Below are 21,465 nucleotides of genomic sequence, written 5' to 3'. Positions count from 1 at the left end.
TTAATATTTTTGAAGCGATTTCATTATTAAGCAATTGAGCGTACTCAAATCCTTTTTTAAAGACACTATAATTTACGGTTTAGCAACGGTGTTGCCTAGGCTTATGAATTTTGTACTTGTACCGCTACACACAGACACATTAGATACTGCTAGCTATTCAGACAATACATATTTCTATGTATATGCTGCATTTTTTAATGTATTGCTTACATATGGTATGGAAACGGCATTCTTTAGGTTTTTTAGCAAGCAAAAAGAGCAAAGTAAAGTCTACTCTACAACTTTAATTAGTTTATTGGTTTCCACATTAATTGTTTTTGCTATTGTGATGATTTTTAATCAACCTTTAGCAGAATTTGTAAATCTTCGCTTAGACTATTTTAATTATCTAATTGGAGTGTTGGTTTTAGATACCTTAGTAGTAGCACCATTTGCTTATTTAAGAGCAACAGGAAAGCCTATTAAATTCACATTTATTAAGCTAAGTAACATACTTACGTATGTGATTCTTAATTTCTTTTTTCTTTGGGCAATTCCAAAGTTTAATATTGAGTTTTCAGGATATGATAAAACAGATTCAGTAAAATATATTTTCATAGCAAACCTTGCTGCAAGTGCAATTACAATACTGTTTTTGTTGCCGTATTTTTTAAAAACGAAATGGATTTTTGACAAAGCGATATTCAAACAAATGCTGAATTATGGCTTGCCAGTTATGATTGCAGGTCTAGCCTATGTCATTAACGAGAATTTTGATAAATGGTTAATTCCAGATGTGTTGGGAAAAGACACTAATGGAGCCTATGCAGGATGTTATAAGCTAGCCGTGTTTATGACTATTTTCATTCAAGCTTTTAGGCTAGGAGCAGAGCCTTTTTTCTTTAATCATGCTAAAGAGAAGAACGCTAAAAACACCTATGCTCTAATCATGAAATACTTCGTTATTTGTGGCGCATTAATGTTATTATTCATCGTTGGGTTTATAGATGTTTTTAAAGCTTTAATTGTTAGAGATGAAGCATATTGGGTTGCATTAGAAATTGTACCAATTGTGTTATTGGCTAATTTGTTTTTAGGCATCTATTTTAATCTGGCAATTTGGTACAAACTCACAGACAAAACACGATTTGGAATGTATTTTTCAATTGTAGGAGCTGTTATTACCATTGTACTTAATGTTATTTTATTGCCAAAATACGGTTTTATAGCAGCCGCTTGGACAACACTTTTAGCCTATGCAATAATGATGATGATGTCTTATGTATTAGGGCAAAAACACTATAAAGTACCTTATCAAGTGTCAAGAATTTTAGGCTATATTGGATTTGCAGTAGTGCTATGTTACATATCTTTTAAACATCTAAGAGGCAACTATTTTTTCAACGTTGCTTTAATGCTTATTTTTATTGCAGGTATTGCTTTATTAGAAAGAAAAGAACTCAAACAATTATTAAGAAGAAGATGACAATTAAAATCATAAATAAATCCATTCACGATTTACCACATTACGAAACCATAGCTTCCGCAGGTATGGACTTAAGAGCCAACCTAACCGAAGACAGAATCCTTAAACCATTAGAAAGAACAATAGTAGGCACAGGCCTATTTATAGAATTACCAATCGGTTATGAAGCACAAGTAAGACCAAGAAGCGGTTTGGCAGCCAAAAAAGGAATCACTGTACTCAACGCACCAGGAACAGTAGATGCAGATTACAGAGGTGAGATAGGTGTGATTTTAGTAAATCTTTCTAACGAAGAATTTACCATTCAAAACGGAGAACGCATTGCGCAGTTAGTAATTGCAAAGCACGAGCGTGCAGAGTGGATAGAAGTCGAAGAACTTTCTGAAACTGACAGAGGAGAAGGTGGTTTTGGAAGCACAGGGACAAAATAAACTCAAAATATGAAAACTGTCTTTACCAAAATTATTCTTTTCGGCACCTTTTTAATAGTTTGTGTTGCGCAAGCACAAGATAAGAAGCAAAAAAAGGAAGAGATAATAGCAACTATTATCTGTGAATGTCTAGAAAATGAAAATCCGAAAAAGCTCTCAAAAAACTTTGATGAAAAATTCAATGATTGTTATACAGCAAGTGTATTGGGTGCTTTAATATCTGGTGTTCCAACAGATAAGGACTCAACCATTACAATAAATTCTGATGGAACTTCTGATAAGGTAACTGAAAAAGACAAGAAAAAGGCAATGATGTTATTGGAGAAGAATTGTGAAACTTACAGGAACCATATTGCTAGTGATCAACAGTACCTAGAAGTTTTAGACAAGACAGTCAGTATTTCTTGCGACTGTATAAGCGATATACCAACATCAATATCTAAAGAAGAAAAGAATAATTTCATTTCAGAATGTGTTTCGCAAGGAATTGCTGAGTCTGATGCAATTAGTAGTTTAAAATTGGATACTGTTGAAGCTATGAAAGGAATTATTTCAGATACTAAGAGCAAACTAGTTGATGACTGCGAAGCGCTAAAAAGAGTTGTTTTTTCTAATGACGAAGACAAGCTCTATGCATATTCTTCTGATAAAAAAGCAACTGAATTTTATAACAAAGGAGTTGTTGAAAGCGAAAAAGGGAATTATAAAAAAGCTTCAAAATTTTATAAAAAGGCTGAAGAGCTAGACGATAAATTTGCCTATGCATGGGATAATCTTGGAAAGGCTTATAGAGAATTACATGATTACGACAATGCAATTCATGCCTATAAAAAGTCTATTGCAATAGATTCATTAAATCCAACACCATTAATGAATATAGCAGTTGCTTACAACTATAAAAATGACTTTGAAAGTGCAGAGTATTGGTATAATAAACTAATAGACGCATATCCAAAAGATCCGGAAGGGTATTATGGACTTTCATTAACTTATATGCGTAACAACAAACTAGAGGAATCGCTTAATAGTGTAATAGATGCTTACTTCTTATATAAAGAGTCTAAATCACCATATTCGGCAGATGCAGAAAAAGTTATGCAGTATCTTTTCTCTTTATTCAAAGAACAAGATAAAGTAGATAGTTTCAAAAAAATCTGTGAAGACCGAGATATAGAATTAAATATTGATTAAAACAGAATAAACTCATAAAATGAAAATAATAGTACCAATGGCAGGTCGAGGCTCACGTCTTAGACCACATAGTTTAACAGTTCCAAAACCATTAATTCCGGTAGCAGGTCAACCCATCGTGCATCGTTTGGTAAAAGACATAGCAAAAGTATTGAAGCAACCTATTGAAGAAGTGGCTTTTGTACTCGGAGACCCAGCATTTTTTGGAGATGATGTTGTTGAGAGTTTAACGGAGTTGGCTGAAGATTTAGGGGCAAAAGCATCAATCTACAGACAAGATCAACCTTTAGGAACTGGTCACGCTATTATGAGTGCCAAACCTTCACTTTCAGGTCCAGCGGTAATTGCTTATGCAGATACGTTGATTAGAGCAGAGTTCGATTTAGACCCAAGTGCTGATAGTGTGATTTGGACAAAGCAGGTAGATAATCCTGAAGCTTATGGTGTGGTAAAGTTGAACGACAATCAAGAAATCGTTGAACTTGTAGAAAAACCAGAAACTTTTGTAAGCGACCAAGCCGTAATCGGTATCTATTATTTTAAAGATGTTGCAGTTTTAAAAGCGAAGCTTCAAGAGGTTTTAGATGAAAACGTTATGAATGGTGGCGAATACCAAATCAACGACGGTATAAAGCGAATGATGGCAGATGGTAAAGTCTTCAAAACAGGTACAGTTGATGAGTGGATGGATTGCGGAAACAAAAACGTAACGCTAGAAACCAATACCAAGATGTTAGGCTTCTTAAAAGCAGATGGCGAAGAGCAATTAGTTGACGATTCTGTCGTCTTAGAGAATTCAGAAGTGATAGAACCGTGTTTTATCGCCAAAGGAACGGTTTTAAAGAACGCTACGGTTGGCCCTAACGTTTCTATAGGTAAAGATTGCGTTATTGAAAATTCAACCGTTAAAAATAGCTTAATACAGAATCAGACGACTATTAAAAACGCTAATTTAGACGAAGCTATGATTGGTAACCACGTAAAGTATAATGGCGAGTTTACTAAAATTAGTATTGGAGATTACACTGTAATGGAATAGTGTTCCTGCGAAAGCAGGAATCTCATCTCTGAAAGCTGGCAAATTTTAAACAAAATAATGAAGAAATACGAAGATGTTGAATATACAAGTCCATTTGAATTACTATTCTTGCTTATCTCAACAGTAGCTGTCTTTTTTGCAATAGTATTTGTGTTAAATAGAATAGTGAGTTTTGGTTTACTTAAAGGAACTTTGGCTTTTGTTCTTGCTGGAATTTATTTCTATATCTTAAAAAAGAAGTTTATAGTAAAAATTTCAGATTTTGAATTAAAATCAAACCAATTGAAATGGGGTAATAAAAATATTGATTTCTCTGATTTAGAATATTATAAAATCCATTGGATGAAAGGAGCTGGAATAAAATTTAAGTTTAAGAATGGAAAAACTTTACGAATAAGCTCAAATGATAATTTTTGCAATTCTGAGCAATTTGTGAATTTATGCCAGGATATTGACTCAAAACTCTTGAAATATAATAACGGACAAATAGAAAGAAAAAAATCGTTTTTCGAATCTAAACAAGGATATTACTTTGCGGTAATTATGTCGACTCTATTTGTGGTTGGAGCTATTTACAAATCATTCTCAGATGAAAAAATTAATATTGGAAATCTTGCGTTAATTTTAGCTTCATTAGGAATTGTTTGGAGTGGAGTTAAATGGAAAAGAAAATGACAATATGCAACAGTCTGTATAACTCATTGCGACTAAATTCTTTAATCAGAATTAAATGCAATTTGCTATCTTTCGGTTACAACGAAAAACCATAGCCAAAACAGTTTGGAACAACTTTTGAAAATAATCTATCATCCTGAGCGTTAGCGAAGAATTTAAATATGAAATTAAAACAACACATAACAAAACTTCTACTAGTACTATTTTTAGTACCAAGCTTTGCTATGGCCCAAGTCGATTCCAATAAACGACCAGATGACGACTTAGGCAATGTTGAAGACGAATTTCAAGAATACTTTTTTGAAGCCCTAAAACAAAAAGGGATAGAAAATTATGAAAGAGCAGTGGATGCACTTCACAAATGTCTTAATCTAGATTCTAAAAAGCCTGTCATTTATTTTGAGCTTGGTAAAAACTACAACAAACTCAAAAACTTTGGTGCTGCTGAGGACAACCTTAAAAAAGCCATTAGTATGCAACCAGACAACGAGTGGTTTTTAGATGAGTTGTACGATGTGTATTTTCAGCAAGATGATATAGACAATGCTATTAAGACCATAAAACAGTTGGTGAAATATCACCCAGATTATAAAGAGGATTTAGCAAGTCTATACATTAGAGAGAAGCGCTACAGACAAGCGTTGAACCTTTTAGATGAGTTAGATGAAGAATTAGGTGTTAGCGAAGCCAGAGATGCTATGCGTAACGAAATTTATAACATTACAGGCAATGCAGACGACCGAATAGAAAATTTAGAACAAAGGGTAGCTAACAATCCAAACAACGAAGAAAACCATCTTAAACTCATTTACAGGTACAGCCAATCCGGAGATAGAAAAAAGGCTTACAAAGCAGCACAAAACCTCTTAAAAGTTAAGCCAGAATCTAAGTTTGTGCATTTGGCTTTATACAAATTTTATTTGCAAGACGGCAAAGTAGAGGATGCTATAAACTCGGTGAAAGTAGCACTAACCAGCCCAGAAATCAATGCAGATGCTAAAGCAAAGGTTCTAAAGGATTTTGTAAGTTTTGTAGCTAATAATCCAGAATACGAATCAGATTTAGTTGAGATTACAGCCTTAATAGATGATAATAAAAATGCGCAAACACATAGCGACTTAGGTCAATATTATTTAAAGTCAGGTGACAAAGAAAAAGCACTTTCTAATTTCAAAGAAGCGCTTAAACAAGACCCTAATGATTTTAAGCTTATAAAAAATGTGTTATTGTTACAAATAGATCTTCAGGATTATAATGCTGTAATTAAGGACAGTGAAGAAGCGTTAGAATTGTATCCTGCACAACCTATTTTATATCTAGTAAATGCAGTAGCAAACAACAAACAAGGCAATTTTAAGAAAGCGATTGACAACTTAGAAATGGGACTAGATTACCTAATTGAAAACCCGCAAATGGAATCCGATTTTTATTCTGAACTAAGCTTAGCTTATAAAGGTCTTAATAATATTAGTAAGTCTGAAACGTTTGCTAAAAAAGCAAGAGACTTAAAAGCACAACAATAAAATTCCTAAAAAAGCAGGAATCTCTTTATATAATGAACAGACAAAATCATATAAACAAACAAATAGTTAGAATCGTATTTGCCATAGCAATGTTACTGTTTGTTGTAAGCTGTAAATCTACCCAAAGTATTGTTGCTTCTGGTGAGGCAAGTGATAAGCTTTCAGCTAAGCAAGTTATAAAACAGCATCTAAAGAGTAGTGCAAACTTTAAGACTCTAAGTGGTAAAGTGCGAATAGATATTATACAAGGAGACAAAGAGCAAGGACACACTTTTAATCTTAGAATTGAAAAAGATAAAACCATTTGGTTGAGTGCTTCATTTGGTGTTGCTCGTATGATGATAACACCAGAAAAAGTACGTTTTTACAACAAATTAGAAAACGAATACTTTGATGGCGATTATAAATTGTTGAGTGATTTTGTAGGCGTAGATTTAGATTTCAACAAAGTGCAGAATATATTGCTGGGACAAGCTATTTTCGATTTAAAAGACGCTCCGCATACGGTTTCTGTAAATGAGAATTCTTATGCGCTTCAACCCAAAGAGCAAAATGCATTATTAGAGTTATTTTATTTAATAAACCCATCGCATTTTAAAATGGATAGTCTACAGATGTTTCAGCAATTAAAAAAACGTATTCTTCAGGTAGATTATAAATCGTACCAAGAGATTAATAAAGAGGTGCTTCCAAAGAATATTAGAATAATTGCAGTAGAAGATTCTGATGAGGTTACAATTGCTATGGAATTTAAATCATTAAAACTTAATGAAGACGTTAGGTTTCCTTTTAAAATTCCTGAAGGGTATAAAGAAATAGTTATTAAGTAGATTAAATGAAGAAACAATTTTACATAATTTTCCTGCTGGGATTTTTACTTTCCTCAATGTCTGTTGTTGCCCAAAGCGATAAACAAAAGAAGCTAGAAGCACAACGTCAGCAAATACTTAAAGAAATAAAACAGTTTCAGTCGTTTTTACTAGGAAAAAAGAAAGAACAAAAATCTGAAATTACACTTATAGAAGATCTTAATTACAAAGTTCAGCGCAGACAAAACCTTATTAGAATTACTAATGAGCAAGCCAACTTACTTACAAGAGAGATTAGTGTAAATCAGCAAGAAATAACAAGTCTAAGAGCGCAACTGCAAGAATTAAAAGACGACTATGCAGCAATGATTGTAAAGTCTTATAAGAGCAAATCTGAGCAAAGTAAAGTAATGTTCTTATTGTCTTCTAATAACTTTAAACAAGCATATAAAAGATTACAATATATTAGGCAGTATGCTAATTACCAGAAGGAGCAAGGAGAAAATATAAAGAAGAAAGCAAAAGAGCTTCAACAACTTAATCTTCAATTGTCTAAACAAAAGGCAGACAAGGATAAGCTAATAAAAGAAAATAGAATTGCTAAACGAGAGCTTGAAAATGAACTTAAAGAGCGTGAAGAATTAATGGCTACTATTAAAGCAGACATGAGTAAGTTTACAGCTCAGATAAAGCAGAAAAGACAAGAGGCAGACCGATTAGATAAAGAAATTAATAGATTAATTAGAGAGGCCATTGCAGCGTCTAATGAAAAGGCAGGTAAAAAAACATCTACCGGAAAGTTTGTGCTAACACCTGAAGCAAAGAAACTAGCAGCAAATTTTGAAGCTAATAAAGGAAAATTAGGTTGGCCAGTTTCTCGTGGGATTATTAAATCTAAATACGGTAAAACAAGATCTTTAACAGATAATTCTGTTGAGGTTAATAACTCTGGAGTTAAGATAGCTACAGAGTCTAATGCTGATGTAAAGTCGGTTTTTAATGGTGTGGTTTCTAAGATAATAGTTGTTAAAAATGGAAATCCAGGAATTATGGTTAGGCATGGTAACTATTTTACAATTTATTATAACCTTTCCAAAGTATTTGTAAAATCTGGAGATAAAATAACCACAGGTCAAGTTATTGGCCAGGTTTTTACCAGTAAATTTAATGGTGAAAGTCTTCTGGATTTTAGAATTTATAAAAACAATCAAAAGCTTAATCCAGAGTATTGGTTGGCAAAAAATTAAAGCCTAACAATTACATAGCCACTTCTTGTTTTTCTATAATGTCTGCCATTAAAGAAGTAATAGCGTTTACCTTTTACTCTAACTACTTTATGTTGTCTAGGTAATTTTTTAACTACAGTTACAGTTGTTGGTTGTGCTACAACTACACGTCTGGCACAAGAATTTAAGCTAAGTGTTAAAACAAAAGCTAAGGCATAAACTACATATCTCATCATATAATCATTTGGTTAATGATAAGACTAAGAGTTTTAAAAAAGGTTTAACAGGATTACAATTAATATGCTAAAAATTAATTCAGCATAGCAATTATGCATTTTAAATCAGTTTTGTCATTCTGAACTTGACTCAGAATTCTACTACTCAAATAACGCCTTTAATTCAGTAGCATCAGCAGGCTTCATTTTACCAGCTAGTACAAGGCTTAATTGTTTACGTCTTAGCGCAGCATCAAAACGTTGTTTTTCAAGATCTGTTTCTGGTACTAATTCAGGAATCTTAACTGGTCTACCAGTTTCATCTACAGCAACAAAGGTATAGATAGCTTCATTAGCTTTTATGCTTTCACCAGATTCTCTATCTTCTATCCAAACATCCATATAGACTTCCATAGAAGACGTAAAAGCACGAGACACTTTAGCCTCAATCGTTACAACACTACCTAAAGGTACAGATCTGTTGAACGCTACATGATTTACCGAAGCCGTTACAACAATACGTCTAGAGTGACGTCTTGCGGCAATACTGGCAGCTCTGTCCATACGCGCCAATAGCTCACCACCAAATAGGTTGTTTAATGGATTGGTTTCACTTGGTAAAACAAGGTCTGTTACTACAGTTTTAGACTGAAATGCGGTTCTTGGTTGCATAAATTTTTAAAATTTATGCAAAGATAAAGGGATTTTAGATTGTAGATATACAATTTTAGAATTTAAATCAACTTTATGAAAATGTCACGCTGAGTGTTGGTGAGGCACAATAAAAGGTAAGGTTAGTCTAATCTCTTAATTAGTAACCACGCATCTTTATTGTGTTCTAGTCGTATTTTGTTAAGTGCTAATTGAGCATCAAGTCTACTCTCGTAACTTCCATAAACAACTTCGTGAAGTCCGTAACGGTTTTCGCCAATTTTTCTGGCTTTATAGCCCATTCCTCTAAGCTGTTCTACCTTTTTATCAGAATTAGCTTCTACTCTAAATGCGCCAGCTACAATGTGATAATTACCTGTTTGCTTTTCTAAAGATAGGGTAGCAGCAGGTAGCGGATTGCTAATAACAAAGGTTGCTTGCTGCACTTTAGCTTCTAATTGTGCATTTGCTTCCTCTTGCGCTAATTGATTATGATTTTCTATGCTATTCTTGTAATAGTTAGCAGCACCAAATCCACTAAGACCTAAAACTATTACAGCTGCAGCTGCATATTTTAACCAGTTGTTGTTAGAACGTTTTTCTGGTGTAAATGCTATAGGAGCAGTTTCTTCAATCACTTCAACTTCTTCTTTGTAAACCTCACGTTTTATATCTGCCGACGTAAAGTGAGATAATCCAAAAGAATCTGTTAAGTAGTTGATATGGCTAGAAGGGTTAAAAACAATTTTTCCTTCAGTATTTAGAACAAGTTCGCCAATGTTTTCAAATTGAATCGTTTCACCTTCAATAAGATAAGATTTTATGGCTTTTACTTGCTTAGAAATCTTATCGTTAGCAGTTGCGTATGGTACTTTTTCTACTTCAGCAATATAATTTGCTAATAACCCATCATTGTGTTGTAATTGCTCGTTAAAAGACAATACTTTTTTTGGTGGATAAAAAGTATGAGTAGTATCATGTACTCTTGCCGAAACACGATTTGTTAAAAAAGCACCAAGTTGAGGTACAGTTATACAATCGTATCGGTATAAAAGGTCGCTAATGTAAGTTTCTAATTGCATACAGAAACAAAGTTAAAAATTTTTGTTTTCGATAAAAGTTTGCTCTAGTTTATTTATTAACATCATAAAAATTTAGTTTCTTGTGGTTTTGAAAATCAGTAGTTTAAATGACAGAACAAGATTTAATTTTTGCTTTAGCGCTTCAACATGTACCAAAAATAGGTGCAACAACAGCTAAAAAATTAATTAATCATTGTGGTTCTGCTGAAGCTGTTTTTAAAGAAAAGAGATCTAATCTTCTTAAAATTGATGGTATTGGTACCATTACCATAGAAGGACTTTTCGATGCCATTCATATTGAAGAAGCCACCAATGAGTTGCGCTTTATTAGAGACAATAATATAGTACCACATTATTTTACCGAAGACACCTATCCTGAAAGATTAAAACATTGTATTGATGGGCCAATTGTGTTATTTCAATCTGGAAATATAAACTTAAATAACAGACCGATAATAAGTATTGTTGGTGCTCGTAAAATTACAACTAATGGTATTGCTTTTTGCGAAAAGTTGGTAGAGGAAATATCGCATTATAATCCTGTAATTGTTTCGGGTTTTGCTTATGGAGCAGATATTACAGCACATAAGGCAGCCATAAAGCACAATTTGCAAACTATTGGTTGCCTGGCGCATGGCTTAAATCAAATATACCCTAAAGTTCATAAAAAGTATGTTGTTGAAGTAGAAAATCATGGTGGATTTTATACCGATTTTTGGAGTACAGACGTATTTGATAGAAAAAATTTTCTGAAACGAAACCGAATTATAGCAGGACTAAGTGAAGCTACTATAGTCATTGAATCTGCTGAAAAAGGCGGAAGTCTCGTTACTGCAGATATAGCTAACTCTTACGATAGAGAGGTTTTTGCAGTGCCAGGCAGAGTAACCGATAGTCAGAGTGTAGGTTGCAATAATCTAATTAAATTTCAGAAAGCACATCTGTTATCTAATCCTATGGATATTCCTTATATTTTAAACTGGCAGTTAGAGGATGAGAAGAAACCTGCTGTGCAAAAGCAACTTTTTGTTGAGTTAAGTGAAGACGAAAAAGTTATATATAATTATTTGAAAGACAAAGGCAAAGAGATATTGGATGTTATTGCTTTAGAGTGTAATATTCCTACTTACAAATTAGCAGGAATATTACTTAATATGGAACTAAAAGGCATCATACGTCCTTTGCCTGGAAAATTGTTTGAGGTTATTTAATACCCAACCTTTTCTCTTACACGTTGCAGTACATCATCAGCTACTAATTTGGCTTTAGCAGCACCTTTAGCTAGGATTGTATCGAGCTCGTTAAGATTGCTCATGTAGTAATTGTATCGCTCTCTTGGCTCTGCAAAACGTTCTAAAATAAGCTCGTATAGTGCTTGCTTAGCATGGCCATAACCATAATTTCCACCTTCGTAATTAGCTTTCATTTCTGCTATTTGTTGATCTGAAGCCAGTAAACTGTAGATTGCAAAACAATTACAAGTTTTCCAGTCTTTAGGTTCTTCTAGAGGTGTGCTGTCGGTTTGTATAGACATTACTTTTTTGCGAAGCTGTTTTTCTGGTAAAAAGATATTGATAAAGTTGTCTCTACTTTTACTCATTTTTTCACCATCTGTACCAGGAATAAGCATTGTGCTTTCTTGTAATTTTTCTTCTGGTAAGACAAAAGCTTCACCCATTTTTGTATGAAAACGAGAAGCAACATCTCTAGTGAATTCTATGTGTTGAACTTGGTCTTTTCCTACAGGAATAATCTCTGCATCATACAATAAAATATCTGCAGCCATAAGCATTGGATACATAAATAGACCAGAGTTAACGTCGTCTAAACGATCTGCTTTATCCTTAAAACCATGAGCGAGTTTCATACGTTGATAAGGGAAAAAACAATTGAGATACCAAGCTAATTCAGTTACTTGCGGAATGTCGCTTTGTCTGTAAAACACAGATTTTTCTACATCTAAGCCTAATGCCAACCATGTGGCTGCTACAGAATAAGTATTATGTCTTAATTCTTCTGCGTTTTTAATTTGTGTTAGCGTATGCAGATTTGCAATAAATAAATAAGATTCATTGTCGCTCTTTTCAGATAGCTCTATTGCTGGTAAAATTGCACCTAAAATATTCCCTAAATGAGGTGTTCCTGTACTTTGTATGCCTGTTAATATTCTTGCCATAATATTACCTGCGAAGGCAGGTATCTTTTTAATTCTGCTCTATTTACTCTAAGACTTCAATAAACTCAGTCTGGTAACGTGTAATAAGCAGCAATCTCTTTGAAATTAAACTTAAATCTAAATAGAAAGCAAAGATAAATTTTTAGCAACACTATGTGAAGCGATTTGAATTAAATACTTAGTTTTGATGCCATGGCAATAGTAAAGTATCCTTTTTGGGTTTTGTACCGCATCTGGTTCTACATTTTAGTAGCCATACCAATTATTGTAATGTTTCCTATTCTTTTGATTTCAATATCTAGAGAAAAGTGGTATCCATTCTTTTTTAAGTTAGCTCGTATTTGGGCAAAGTTTATTCTTATTGGAATGGGCTTTAATTATAAAATTATAAAAGAGGAAGTACCTAATCCTAAGAACAGTTATATGTTTATTGCCAATCATACTTCTATGACAGATATTATGCTAATGTTGGTGGCTGTAAAAAATCCTTTCGTATTTGTTGGTAAAAAAGAATTGGCAAAAATACCGTTGTTTGGGTTTTTCTATAAACGTACATGTATTTTGGTGGATAGAAGTAGCGCTAAGAGTAGGCAAGCGGTTTTTCTAAGAGCGCAAAGGAGGTTAAAACAAGGATTAAGTATCTGTATATTTCCCGAAGGTGGAGTGCCAGAAGAGCATATCATGTTAGATGAGTTTAAGGATGGTGCCTTTCGATTAGCTATAAATCATCAAATTCCCATTGTTCCTCTAACGTTTTACGATAATAAAAAGCGATTTTCTTATACTTTTTTTAGTGGTGGTCCTGGTGCAATGAGAACGAAAATTCATCAATTTCTTAAAACAGAAAATTTAAAGGTAGCAGACACTAAGGCTTTAAATCAAAAAGCAAGAGAAATTATCTTAACAGAGCTTAGTAAGAATTTACCAGAGAGTAGATAAAAAAGAAAAGCCACTCTAACCAAGAGTAGCTTTTGTCATCATTGCATTCATCATTGCTTTTATGTTTGTTTGCAATAACCTAAACTAACTAACTTAAACCTAAAACTTGTAACTTAATCCGGTATACAAACCAATAAAGAAAGGTCTATAATTACCAGACGTGTTACTAAATGTGTTTATTTGATACTTGAACTGCGGTTCAAGATTAAAATTCCATTGTTTTGATAAACTGTAATCAAGCCCTAAACCAAAATTGGCACTAAAACTTGTTGAGTTCATATTGTTGGCTTCTCCAATTAATGTAGAAGCTCCATCGATATCTGCATAGACTTCATTCTGATTTAAGAAAAATGTACTAAAACCACCAATGACATTAATCCCAAATTTTTTGTCTAGAAGACGATATTCTAATTCAAGAGGTACTTCAATGAACCCAAAACGTTGATCAATATTTCCAGAAGATCTTGAGTTAAAAATCTCAGGAGTTGTACTTCTGTCAAACATATTTGTACTCATTAATGAAATGTTTTCAAAACCATCTCTTGGGTTAATGTTACCCATTATAGATACTTCTGCATTTCTCGAGGCAAATTCACTACCACTTAATGCAAAAACATTAGAAGTGCTTTGGCTAAGATTAACTCTGTTAATACCAGCTCTAACTTTTAATTTACTGGTAACAGCATAAGAACCTGTAATACCATAGCTCATATTAACATTACCACTCTTAGAGTTGTTGTTAAACTGTTGATCTATTGATGAGCCTTGACCAAGAGAACTGTAATAAACAGGCGCAACATTTGGCGCAATGCTCCACCTGTTTTGTTCATCTTCTTTTTCTTTTTCATCAATATTTTCCTTGCTATTGCTGTTATCGGCAATTGCATCTAGAATAGATTCTTTTTCGTTGTCTTCTTTTATCGAAGTATTTTTTTCTAACTCTTCTTTGTTCTTTTCAGTATTAGAAGCATTTTCAGTACCATTAGATGATGTGTTATCTGTTACTACAGAGTTCTTGTTGCTAACAGCATTCTCTATAACAGATTTCATTTCAGAATCATTAATGATTTCATCTTCTAGCTTGTCTTCAGAATTTTCATTGCTTGAAGCTACAGTACTATTGTTATTTTCTTTATTTAATTCTGTTAAACTCTTGTGTGAATTAGAAGTTGCTTTAGTTCCACTTTCTGTTGAATTTGCAACGGCATTCGATTTATTTGTTTTAGAAGAGGTTAATTCTTTTCTATTGTTTTGCTCTGTTGAAGATTTTTCATTTCCAGTAGGATCAGATAATTCCTTCTCGTTAGACTCTGCAACATTTATGTCTTGTTTGCTATTGCCTAAGCTGCTGTTGTCTCTGTTAGAGCTTTTTAATTCAGTCTCTTTTGTAGGGTTACTTTCTGTTTTTTCGGTATCTACAATTGTAGGTACAACCTCATTGTCGTCAGATGAATTGAATAAAGAACTGCCAACAGTTAAGAGTAAAGCAATGACTGCCGCAACACCACCAATTTGCCACCATAACGCAATAACTCTTCGCTTTTTCTTTTTCTTAGGAAGACTATCGCTTATACGATCCCAAACAGCATCGTTAGGAGCTACTTCAAAGTCTTTAAACTTCTCCTGAAAAAGTCTGTCTATGTTTTTTTCTTCGTTCATTTTATAACGATTGCGAATTTACACTCGCTTTGTAATCTTCTATTTTTTCTTTTAAAATCATTCTGGCTCTAGCCAAATTAGATTTTGAGGTTCCTGATGAAATATTTATTAACTCACTTATTTCTACATGAGAGTATCCATCTAAAACATACAGATTAAATACTAATCGATACCTGTCTGGTAATTCTTGAATGATTTTGAGTAAAAAATCTAAACTTAAATCTTCATCATTAATATCTACCGTAACATCTTCAATATTACCTTCGTTAACAATATCAAACACTCCAACGTTTTCTCTGTAGCGTTGCAATGATGTGTTAATTGCTATTCGTTTTAGCCAACCTTCAAAAGAACCTTTGTTTTTATACTGACCTATTTTACTAAATACAGTTATAAATGCGTCGTGCAGATTGTCTTCTGCTTCGGCATAGTTTTTAGAGTACTTAAGACAGAGCGAAAATAATTTACTTGCATATTGCTTGTATAATTGGCTCTGAGCTTTAGCATCTTGGTTTATACATTTTTTTATGAGTTGTTCTAAACTCACATTATTGTTGGAATTAATTAATAATTAGTCTTCTTCTACCACTATAGAGTCTCTGCCGTCAACAACAGGAACTTCTACTAAATGATATTGATCCACACCATCTTCCGTACCTTGGAAAAATTTAAACAAGTACACTTGGTCTCCAGAAACTGTTAAATCAAAACTAACTGTAGTTGGTTCTTCTTCTGGAATACAGTTAGAATCTTCATATACAGTATTAAGTATGGCTACGGTTCTTTCATGTCCTTCAATATCAAAAATGATATTATTAAACACATAGCAAGAGCTAGGCTTAATATAAGACATGTTAATCTGATAAGTTTGCCCTTGGACAAAATACTCTGGCAATTCAACGCTGGTAATAGGCATAAACTCTGTGTGAACCACAGGATTATCGTTATCTACGCTGCACGACATTAATAGTCCAACAAACATAAGGAGCAAAAAGGCGTACTTTTTCATTACTCTAAAAAATTAATTCCACCCATTAGATGCAGAAAGTGTAAAAGGGTTGCGTCTAAAAATAAAAAAATCCTGTTTTTAGCAGGATTTTTTTATAATTTATTGATTGTCATTAACTAAGGCTCGTACTTTTTCTTCTAATTCATCCATTAAATCCGGATTGTCTTTAATTAACGACTTAACAGCGTCTCTACCTTGACCTAGTTTGGTGTCTCCATAACTAAACCATGAACCACTCTTTTTAACGATGTCGTGGTCTACAGCTAAATCTAAAACTTCACCTACCTTAGAAACACCTTCTCCATACATAATATCAAACTCTGCAGTTCTAAATGGTGGTGCAACTTTGTTTTTTACAACTTTAACTCTGGTTTTGTTACCCATTACATCTCCGTTGCTATCTTTTATTTGAGTAGAACGTCTTATATCTAAACGAACAGAAGCATAGAATTTAAGAGCGTTACCTCCAGTTGTTGTTTCTGGGTTTCCAAACATTACACCAATTTTTTCACGCAATTGGTTAATGAATATCATTGTACAGTTGGTTTTGCTAATAGAAGCAGTAAGCTTTCTTAAGGCTTGAGACATTAAACGTGCATGTAAACCCATTTTAGAGTCTCCCATTTCTCCTTCAATTTCACTTTTTGGAGTTAAAGCCGCAACAGAATCTACTACAACAATATCAATAGCTCCAGATCTAACAAGATTGTCGGCAATTTCTAAAGCTTGCTCACCATTATCTGGTTGAGATATAATTAGGTTTTCTAGATCTACACCAAGCTTTTCAGCATAGAAACGATCAAAAGCATGCTCAGCATCTATAAAAGCTGCAATACCACCTGCTTTTTGTGCTTCTGCAATAGCATGTAATGTTAATGTAGTTTTACCTGAAGATTCAGGACCATATATTTCTATAACTCTTCCTCTAGGATAACCACCAACTCCTAAAGCGATATCTAAACCTAAAGAACCAGATGAAATTGAATCTACATCTACAATGGCCTGGTCGCTCATCTTCATCACGGTACCTTTTCCGTAGGCTTTATCTAATTTGTCTAGCGTTAACTTTAACGCCTTTAATTTTGCATCTTTTTCACTACTCATTTCTTTCTTATGTCTTATTAATTGATATCAAAAATACCACTTATTTTAATTTTTTCAATTTTACGACGCAACCATTTTACACTTTTTACATCTATTAAATGAAAAAGGAAAAAGTTGCTATGGATATCTTATTGTAAAGTTAGAGTTAGGTCAGAAGTTTCTCTAACTATTTCAATTAGTTCACAATTGAATCTTAAGGTATTTGGTTACAAGGCTGTTAATAGGGTTAGCGGCCTTGTGCTAAAGTAGAAATATTTTTTCATAATAATATTTTAGTTTTAAAGGCACTTTGATAAATTCAAAGTGCTTTTTTTATGCCACTTAGCTAAAAATAATACCTTTGCAGCTAGATAGATCTTAGTTTAATTAGATGATCTACTTTATTCTTTAACCTTAAAAACTTAGTATAGCATGCAACTGTACAACAACTTAAGTGCTAAAGAAAGAGCTGAACTTATCGAAAAAGCGGGAAAAGAACGCTTAACAATCTCTTTCTACAAGTACGCCAAAATTGGCAACACTCAGATTTTTAGAAACCATATGTTTATAGCTTGGGACGCATTAGATGTTCTGGGTAGAATATATGTTGCTCACGAGGGAATCAATGCCCAATTATCTGTGCCTGCAGAAAATTTTGAAGCTTTCAAAAATCATTTAGACACCATTACATTTTTAGAAAATGTAAGATTAAACATCGCTATAGAGCATGATAATTTTGCGTTCTTAAAACTAAAAGTAAAAGTGCGTCATAAAATAGTTGCTGACGGTCTCAATGACAACACTTTTGATGTTACCAATAAGGGTATTCATGTCAATGCAGAACAGTTTAACGATCTTATTGAAGATCCTGATACAGTTTTGGTAGATATGCGTAACCATTATGAGAGCGAAATAGGTCATTTTAAAAACGCTATTACTCCAGACGTAGATACCTTTAGAGAGTCTTTAGATTTAATAGAGGAAGACCTAAGAGAGCATAAGGAAGATAAAAAACTAGTGATGTATTGTACGGGCGGAATTCGTTGCGAAAAAGCCAGTGCATATTACAGACATAAAGGGTTTAAAAATGTATTTCAGCTCGAAGGCGGAATAATTAATTACACCAGACAAGTTGAAGCAGAAGGCTTAGAAAACAAATTTATAGGCAAAAACTTTGTTTTTGATCAAAGACGTTCAGAGCGTATTAGCGATGATGTAATTGCCAATTGCCACCAATGCGGAAAACCGGCAGATACACATACCAATTGTGTAAATGAAGCTTGTCATTTATTATTTATTCAGTGTGATGAGTGTAAAGAAAAAATGGATAACTGCTGTTCTACACATTGCCAGGAGATTATAAAGTTGCCTTACGAAGAGCAAAAAGCGTTACGAAAAGGACAAGGTAATAGTAATGATATTTTTAAGAAAGGTAGAGCAGATCATTTGCCTTATAAAAAAGATTTACGAAATATTTTTGAAAATCAAGGTAACTCAACCCAATAGATGAATATATACAAGCTATTACAACTCAATAGAAAAATTAAAAGCCATAGAATTAAATTTCTAGGGCTTTTTCTATTACATAAGTTCAATAAGCGTTATTTAGCTGTGAATTTAGACCCTGTATTAGCTTGTAATTTACGCTGCAAAATGTGCTATTTTACAGATGCAGATTATGTAAAAACCTTAAAAGGGCAGTTTAAAGAAGACGATTTAGAGCGTGTAGCTAATGCTATTTTTCATCGTGCTCTAAAGTTGCAAATAGGTTGTGGTACAGAGCCAACGTTGTACAAGAATTTAGAAAAAATAGTAGCGCTTGGCAAGCAGCACAAAGTGCCATATATTTCTATTACAACCAATGCCAATCTGCTTACAAAAGAAAAAATTGAGCCACTACTAAAAGCAGGAATAAATGAGTTTACCATTTCGCTTCATGGTGTAACCAAAGAAAGTTACGAGAGCTTTATGAAAAAAGCGAGCTATGAAAAATTTCAGAATGCTTTAAATGCTTTTGTAGAACTAAAAAAAGATTACGATTTTAAAGTAAGAATTAACTACACCTTTAATAAAGACAACTTTTACGAGCTTAAAGATTTTTTCAGGCATTTTAATGGTAAAAGTTTCGATATACTTCAGTTAAGACCTATCCAAAAGATAGGAAATACAGAGTACAATGATTTTGATGTTTCTTCATTAGAAAGTGATTACATAAATCTTATAAAAAATGTGAGACAACAGTGTTCTAATCATCATATTACACTAATGGCTCCAAACAATCTGTCTGTGTTAAAAGGAAAAAATGACTCTAGTTTTGTTTTCGATTATACCTTTTGCTATATCTCACCAAATAAATTTTGGAAAGAAGGTTTTAACTGGCGAGAAGAGTCCTTCAATAATTTTTCTAAGAAAATAGGTTGGAGTAAGCTGTTATTTTCTAATATCTTTAAATCAAAATCGCAATTAAGATCGCTGTCAAATAAGCTTAATTACGAAATTGAGTTTAACTAATCTTGGTAATAAGTTTACTAAAGAAATAATAGTATCTTTACTCATTAAATAATTTTTATGAATCCTTTATTTAAGCTCGTATAGCTTAAATTCAATATATAGTTCAATATGGCTTGTAACAGTTGCGCAACTGGTAAAGACGGTCAACCAAAAGGATGTAAAAACAACGGAACTTGTGGCACAGATAGCTGCAACAAGCTCACTGTTTTTGACTGGTTGGCTAATATGTCGCTTCCAAACGGACAAGAGCCTTTTATAGGTGTTGAGGTACGTTATAAAAACGGAAGAAAACAATATTATAAAAACACAGAGAACCTTACGTTGAGTATTGGCGATATTGTTGCCACTCAAGCAAAATCTGGTCACGATGTTGGTATGGTAACACTAACAGGTGAGTTGGTGCGCGTACAGATGAAACGCAAAAAAATTAATCTCGAAGATTCAGAGAATGTATTAAAGATATACCGCAAAGCATCTCAAAAAGACATAGATATTTGGTCTAGTGCCAGAGATAAAGAAGAACCAATGAAGGTTAAAGCACGTCAGTTTGCGATAGACCTAAACCTTAAGATGAAAATCTCTGATATAGAATATCAAGGAGATGGTAGTAAGGCTACGTTTTACTATACTGCAGAAGAGCGCGTAGATTTTAGAGAGCTAATTAAAGTGTTTGCTAGAGAGTTTAAAACCAGAATTGAAATGCGCCAAGTAGGCTTTAGGCAAGAAGCAGCAAGACTTGGAGGTATTGGTTCTTGCGGAAGAGAATTGTGTTGCTCTACGTGGTTAACCGATTTTAGATCTGTGAGTACTTCAGCGGCAAGATACCAGCAATTGTCCTTAAATCCATTAAAGTTAGCAGGACAATGCGGAAAACTAAAATGCTGTCTTAATTACGAACTAGATGCTTATTTAGATGCCTTAAAAGCATTTCCTAAAAACGATACAAAGCTATATACCGAAAAAGGAACAGCAGTTTGCCAAAAGACAGACATCTTTAAAGGTCTTATGTGGTATGCTTACGAAGGCGAATGGATGAACTGGCACGTTATTACTACAGAACAAGCCAATGAAATTATAGCTAAAAACAAGAAAAAAGAGAAAGTAGCTAGCCTGGAAGAATACGCGGCAGAGCATATACAAGATACTAAAGCAGAATTTGAAAACGTTGTAGGTCAGGATAGTTTAACACGCTTCGATAATCCAAAACCTAAAAAGAAACGTAAAAACAATAGGAACAGAAACAAAAACAGAAACAAAAATCGCAATCAAAAGCAAAATGCAAAGAAAAACTAATTGTTTACTATTGGCGCTAGTAGGTTTGTTTTTGGCTACAAGTTGCGATTCTAAAGCAGTATTTGATGAGTATAAATCTGTTCCAGATCAGTGGCACAAAGATTCAATAGCAGCCTTTAATTTTAAAGCACCAGATACCACAAATAATTATAATCTTTACGTTAATCTAAGAAACAATAATGACTACGCGTATAGTAATTTGTTTCTAATTGTAGAATTAAATTACCCAAACGGTAAAGCAGTAACAGATACCTTAGAATATAAAATGGCTGCAAAAAATGGAGAGCTTTTGGGTTCTGGTTTTACAGATGTTAAAGAAAATAAACTTTGGTATAGAGGCTATAAATCTCCTTTTAAGTTTACAGAAAACGGAGATTATAGCGTAAATATTCAACATGCTATGCGAAAGAACGGAGAGGTCAATGGTGTTGAAAATTTAGAAGGAATTACGGATATAGGCTTTAGAGTAGAGCAAGCTAAAAATTAAG

Annotated in this window: 22 protein-coding genes; 14 read left to right on the top strand and 8 right to left on the bottom strand. The window is 33.4% G+C overall.

What is annotated here, in order from left to right; translation table 11 throughout:
- Positions 1-34 precede the first annotated feature (34 nt).
- From P7122_RS04700 to P7122_RS04665, 8 genes are all read left to right on the top strand, one after another.
- Complete coding sequence (locus P7122_RS04700) at positions 35-1,465, top strand: oligosaccharide flippase family protein (RefSeq protein WP_278004623.1); 1,431 nt, start codon at positions 35-37, stop codon at positions 1,463-1,465.
- A complete protein-coding gene (gene dut, locus P7122_RS04695) occupies positions 1,462-1,896 on the top strand; it encodes a dUTP diphosphatase (protein WP_138432478.1) in 435 nt (144 codons plus the stop codon). Before P7122_RS04700 ends, dut begins: the two co-directional genes overlap by 4 nt.
- A 9-nt stretch (positions 1,897-1,905) precedes the next feature.
- Positions 1,906-3,087, top strand: coding sequence for a tetratricopeptide repeat protein (locus P7122_RS04690; protein ID WP_278004622.1), 1,182 nt, complete (start codon positions 1,906-1,908; stop codon positions 3,085-3,087).
- 19 nt (positions 3,088-3,106) lie between these two features.
- Positions 3,107-4,126 (top strand): sugar phosphate nucleotidyltransferase, encoded by a 1,020-nt coding sequence (locus P7122_RS04685; protein WP_278004621.1) that lies wholly within the window; start codon positions 3,107-3,109, stop codon positions 4,124-4,126.
- A 57-nt stretch (positions 4,127-4,183) separates the two neighbouring features.
- Positions 4,184-4,801 carry a hypothetical protein gene (locus P7122_RS04680; RefSeq protein ID WP_278004620.1) on the top strand — a complete coding sequence of 206 codons (618 nt, stop codon included), beginning with the start codon at positions 4,184-4,186 and terminating at the stop codon, positions 4,799-4,801.
- A gap of 161 nt (positions 4,802-4,962) precedes the next feature.
- Entirely contained in the window at positions 4,963-6,324 is a 1,362-nt protein-coding gene (locus P7122_RS04675) for a tetratricopeptide repeat protein (protein WP_278004619.1), read from the top strand.
- 32 nt (positions 6,325-6,356) lie between these two features.
- Positions 6,357-7,154, top strand: a complete 798-nt coding sequence (gene lolB1 / locus P7122_RS04670) for a lipoprotein insertase outer membrane protein LolB1 (protein WP_278004618.1) — start codon at positions 6,357-6,359, stop codon at positions 7,152-7,154.
- A 5-nt stretch (positions 7,155-7,159) separates the two neighbouring features.
- Positions 7,160-8,380 (top strand): murein hydrolase activator EnvC family protein, encoded by a 1,221-nt coding sequence (locus P7122_RS04665; protein WP_278004617.1) that lies wholly within the window; start codon positions 7,160-7,162, stop codon positions 8,378-8,380.
- On the opposite strand, the gene P7122_RS04660 is transcribed toward P7122_RS04665, so the two are convergent.
- The 3 genes from P7122_RS04660 to P7122_RS04650 form a co-directional block, all read right to left on the bottom strand.
- The gene (locus P7122_RS04660) at positions 8,377-8,595 is read right to left on the bottom strand and encodes a DUF6515 family protein (protein ID WP_278004616.1); all 219 of its coding nucleotides are present in this window, start codon (positions 8,593-8,595) and stop codon (positions 8,377-8,379) included. The genes P7122_RS04665 and P7122_RS04660 overlap by 4 nt on opposite strands.
- A gap of 141 nt (positions 8,596-8,736) precedes the next feature.
- Positions 8,737-9,246 carry an acyl-CoA thioesterase gene (locus P7122_RS04655; RefSeq protein WP_278004615.1) on the bottom strand — a complete coding sequence of 170 codons (510 nt, stop codon included), beginning with the start codon at positions 9,244-9,246 and terminating at the stop codon, positions 8,737-8,739.
- 122 nt (positions 9,247-9,368) lie between these two features.
- On the bottom strand, positions 9,369-10,307 hold the full coding sequence (locus tag P7122_RS04650; RefSeq protein ID WP_278004614.1) for an HU domain-containing protein: 939 nt from the start codon (positions 10,305-10,307) through the stop codon (positions 9,369-9,371).
- Between the two features lie 107 nt (positions 10,308-10,414).
- On the opposite strand from P7122_RS04650, the gene dprA reads away from it, so the two are divergent.
- Complete coding sequence (dprA, locus tag P7122_RS04645; protein ID WP_278004613.1) at positions 10,415-11,518, top strand: DNA-processing protein DprA; 1,104 nt, start codon at positions 10,415-10,417, stop codon at positions 11,516-11,518.
- Here dprA and trpS read toward each other — a convergent pair.
- Positions 11,515-12,483 (bottom strand): tryptophan--tRNA ligase, encoded by a 969-nt coding sequence (gene trpS / locus P7122_RS04640; RefSeq protein ID WP_278004612.1) that lies wholly within the window; start codon positions 12,481-12,483, stop codon positions 11,515-11,517. The genes dprA and trpS overlap by 4 nt on opposite strands.
- A 192-nt stretch (positions 12,484-12,675) precedes the next feature.
- Between trpS and P7122_RS04635 the strand changes: the two genes are divergently transcribed.
- Positions 12,676-13,422, top strand: a complete 747-nt coding sequence (locus P7122_RS04635) for a lysophospholipid acyltransferase family protein (RefSeq protein ID WP_278004611.1) — start codon at positions 12,676-12,678, stop codon at positions 13,420-13,422.
- 99 nt (positions 13,423-13,521) lie between these two features.
- On the opposite strand, the gene P7122_RS04630 is transcribed toward P7122_RS04635, so the two are convergent.
- The 4 genes from P7122_RS04630 to recA all read right to left on the bottom strand — a co-directional run bounded on the left by P7122_RS04630 (position 13,522) and on the right by recA (position 17,194).
- Positions 13,522-15,081 (bottom strand): hypothetical protein, encoded by a 1,560-nt coding sequence (locus tag P7122_RS04630; protein WP_278004610.1) that lies wholly within the window; start codon positions 15,079-15,081, stop codon positions 13,522-13,524.
- A gap of 1 nt (position 15,082) precedes the next feature.
- Complete coding sequence (locus P7122_RS04625) at positions 15,083-15,628, bottom strand: RNA polymerase sigma factor (protein WP_278004609.1); 546 nt, start codon at positions 15,626-15,628, stop codon at positions 15,083-15,085.
- A gap of 24 nt (positions 15,629-15,652) precedes the next feature.
- Complete coding sequence (locus P7122_RS04620) at positions 15,653-16,090, bottom strand: hypothetical protein (protein WP_278004608.1); 438 nt, start codon at positions 16,088-16,090, stop codon at positions 15,653-15,655.
- Between the two features lie 99 nt (positions 16,091-16,189).
- Positions 16,190-17,194, bottom strand: a complete 1,005-nt coding sequence (recA, locus tag P7122_RS04615; protein WP_278004607.1) for a recombinase RecA — start codon at positions 17,192-17,194, stop codon at positions 16,190-16,192.
- A gap of 411 nt (positions 17,195-17,605) precedes the next feature.
- Here recA and trhO point away from each other — a divergent pair, with 411 nt between their 5' ends.
- The 4 genes from trhO (at position 17,606) to P7122_RS04595 (ending at position 21,464) form a co-directional block, all read left to right on the top strand.
- Positions 17,606-18,679: an oxygen-dependent tRNA uridine(34) hydroxylase TrhO gene (gene trhO / locus P7122_RS04610; protein ID WP_278004606.1), complete on the top strand. Its 1,074-nt coding sequence runs from the start codon at positions 17,606-17,608 to the stop codon at positions 18,677-18,679.
- On the top strand, positions 18,680-19,684 hold the full coding sequence (locus P7122_RS04605; RefSeq protein WP_278004605.1) for a radical SAM protein: 1,005 nt from the start codon (positions 18,680-18,682) through the stop codon (positions 19,682-19,684). It begins immediately after the preceding gene.
- 108 nt (positions 19,685-19,792) lie between these two features.
- Positions 19,793-20,977 (top strand): PSP1 domain-containing protein, encoded by a 1,185-nt coding sequence (locus P7122_RS04600; protein ID WP_278004604.1) that lies wholly within the window; start codon positions 19,793-19,795, stop codon positions 20,975-20,977.
- Positions 20,961-21,464 carry a gliding motility lipoprotein GldH gene (locus tag P7122_RS04595; RefSeq protein WP_278004603.1) on the top strand — a complete coding sequence of 168 codons (504 nt, stop codon included), beginning with the start codon at positions 20,961-20,963 and terminating at the stop codon, positions 21,462-21,464. Before P7122_RS04600 ends, P7122_RS04595 begins: the two co-directional genes overlap by 17 nt.
- Position 21,465 lies beyond the last annotated feature (1 nt).

This window comes from Winogradskyella marincola (assembly GCF_029624125.1).
GTDB lineage: Bacteria > Bacteroidota > Bacteroidia > Flavobacteriales > Flavobacteriaceae > Winogradskyella > Winogradskyella marincola.
Note: the sequence above shows the minus strand (reverse complement) of the source record. Positions and strands in the feature narration are given on the sequence as shown.